General features: G+C 39.2%; 4 protein-coding genes. All 4 read right to left on the bottom strand.

Annotated features, from left to right (window positions below; translation table 11 throughout):
• The coding region (gene rsmH / locus E1176_RS04165) for a 16S rRNA (cytosine(1402)-N(4))-methyltransferase RsmH (RefSeq protein WP_155209314.1) at positions 1-464 on the bottom strand (464 nt) is incomplete at its 3' end.
• A 1-nt stretch (position 465) separates the two neighbouring features.
• Positions 466-828 (bottom strand): four helix bundle protein, encoded by a 363-nt coding sequence (locus tag E1176_RS04160; protein WP_155209312.1) that lies wholly within the window; start codon positions 826-828, stop codon positions 466-468.
• A gap of 46 nt (positions 829-874) precedes the next feature.
• Positions 875-1,318, bottom strand: a complete 444-nt coding sequence (gene mraZ, locus E1176_RS04155; protein ID WP_155209311.1) for a division/cell wall cluster transcriptional repressor MraZ — start codon at positions 1,316-1,318, stop codon at positions 875-877.
• A 186-nt stretch (positions 1,319-1,504) separates the two neighbouring features.
• Entirely contained in the window at positions 1,505-2,680 is a 1,176-nt protein-coding gene (locus E1176_RS04150; protein ID WP_155209310.1) for a CaiB/BaiF CoA transferase family protein, read from the bottom strand.
• Between the last annotated feature and the right edge of the window lie 104 nt (positions 2,681-2,784).

Genomic DNA, 2,784 nt, shown 5'->3' with positions numbered 1-2,784 from the left:
TCCCCATACATGCCCAGTATTTTATGTAAAGCATCCTGAGAATATGTATTTAAAACCTCTTTAGCAGACTTGGCAGCTGACTGATCCATCCGCATATCTAGGTCTCCTTCGAAACGAGTAGAAAATCCTCTGTCTGGATCATCTATCTGATGTGAGGAAATCCCCAAATCAGCTAAAACACCATCAACCTTATCTACACCATACATTTTCAGATACCTTTTCAGAAATCTGAAATTTGCCTCCACAAAAGTGAATGCATCAGAATCAATAGATTCTGCATTTTGCTTGGCGTCATTATCCTGATCGAAACCATACAAATGACCACTTGTCAGGCGCTTCAAAATTTCTCTTGAATGCCCACCTCCACCAAAAGTCAGGTCTACATAAATACCATCAGGCTTTATATCTAACCCCTCAATACACTCTGAGAGCATTACTGGCCGATGATAGTCATGAAGCTCCATGCTACAAGCTGTTAGCCGTTAGTTTGCCCAAAAATGAACTGAGCATTTTCTCTTCCTCCACCACTTGCCCGATTAAGGTATCAATACGCTCTTCATCGACTAAACTTAAACTCTTAATTATCAAGAGTTGTGTTTCAAGCTCGAAGCTTGAACCTAATGCTATTTCTAAATACTGCTTATAAGCTTTATCTGTGCTTCGAGCACTTCCTTCAGCTATATTGCTTGGTATAGAAACAGCAGCCCTATTAATTTGAGAAACCAACCCAAACCTTTCATCAGAAGGCAATTCTGCCGACAGTGCGTAAGTGTCCATCGCCAGTTTAAATCCCTTCTGCCAGATTTTTAGATTTTTGTAATTCCTCATCTCAATACACTGCTTAAGGCTAAGAGCTTAAAGCTCATAGCTTTATTTAATCATCTAGGTACTTTTGCGCCAATTGCGAAAACTCCCCAGGATCACTTATCAAATGCTCTTCGTAAAGTTTTGGACTCCAGATCTCAACCTTATTACCCATCCCCACGATAACCGCATCCTTCTCAAGTTGAGCATAACCCATCATAAGCTTTGGAATTAAAAAACGGCCCGTACCGTCTAATTCCACCGTAGCACTACCACGAAAGAAATTTCGCTGTAGCTTTCTATACTCTTCATTAAACTCGTTTAACCCCGCGATCTTAGAATAGATCTTTTTAAACTCTACCATGGGGTACAGAATCAAACATGGCTCGAAACCTCTACGCACAACCAGCTCATTACCAGAAGTTTCTGGCAAATTAGCCTTGATCTTGGAAGGCAGCATCATTCTGCCTTTCGCATCGATCTTGCACTCATATTCGCTGGTGAAAAATGCCATTTTGGTTTATATGCTCGGATTCTAATAAACAAACATATAAAAATATTTGACACTTTCCACCACTTTTTACCATTTTCACCCACTTTTTAACATTCTGTTTAAATTTGGCGTAAATGACAGTGCAACAGCCTGTTTTGTTCCGTTTTCTTTGATTTAGTGAATGACGCTTTTATGAACTCGAGAAAGTCAGACAACCACCCCTGAATACCTTAAATCAGCAATTTGATCATCATTTAAAGCTAAATGAGTGCTTAGAATCTCATAAGTGTGCTCTCCAAATTTTGGTGGTGGTAGAAAGTGGGAAGCATTTACCAGGCCTTGAATCTTTGCAGAAAAATTACGTGGAGCCCTCATAGCATCTTTATGCACGACAAGGTTACTATATTGATTTAGAGCTTCTGGTATATTATTGATTACTCCACCTGGTATATTATTATTAATCAGTATTTCTTGCAGTTTCTGAGCCTTTAATTTTTTAAATGCTGTAGATAGCAACTCATTTAATGCATCTCTGGATTGCAGCCTTTTCTCATTAGTTGCAAAATCATCAGACGGCTCAATTTGTAAGGCAATAAGCAATCGCTCAAATTGTTGATCAGTGCCAATGGCCAAAATAAAGGGTTTATCATCTTTAGAATACAGCACTTCGCCATAAGGAGCAATGTTGGGGTGTAATGAACCTGACTGTTGTGGCACTACCCCTCCTACCAACCAATTAGTAGCTTGATTTGCCAGTGATGCGATGGCTGAGTCAATCAGTGAAACTGAAACCATCTGGCCTGTCTCACCTTTTAGAATACCAATATACGCTACCAGTATAGCCTCTTTCAGATGATGAGCCGCCAATATATCCATCAATGCAACAGGTAACTTGAGGGGATTTCCTCCTTTTTCTCCATTGATAGACATAAAACCTGATTCTGCCTGTATAACTGCATCATAGCCAACCCTGTCGTTATAATCCCCATAACCCGTGATTACCCCGTAGATCAATTTTTCGTTCAAAGACTTCAGGCTGCCATAATCAACTTTCAATTTAATTGCATCTCCTGGTTTAAAGCTGACAATAACAATATCAGCCTGACTTATCAACTTGTAAAGTATTTCAAGACCATCTTGCTTACTATAATCAATGGCTATTGATTTTTTATTCCAGTTGGTACTAATAAAATAAGTAGACCTATCATCTGTTTTCTCTTCAGAAATTTTCCACCCACGTGTAACATCGCCTTTGGTTTTTGGATTTTCAACCTTAATTACCTCAGCTCCTAATTCTGAGAGAAATTGCCCTACCGACGGACCTGCCAAAACTGAGGCAAGCTCTATTACCTTTACTCCATTAAAAATAGGTTGCTTTGTCATTGCGCCATTTTTTGAGATACAGCAACAAATCTAGTTCTTAAAATAAGCTCAGCCTACTTTTACTGAGCCTTTGACTTGGTCTTATTTGCGACAAACAACGTGAA

Source organism: Fulvivirga aurantia, from assembly GCF_009711475.1.
In the GTDB taxonomy this organism is placed as follows: Bacteria; Bacteroidota; Bacteroidia; order Cytophagales; family Cyclobacteriaceae; genus Fulvivirga; species Fulvivirga aurantia.
This window is presented reverse-complemented; position numbering and strand designations above follow the sequence as displayed.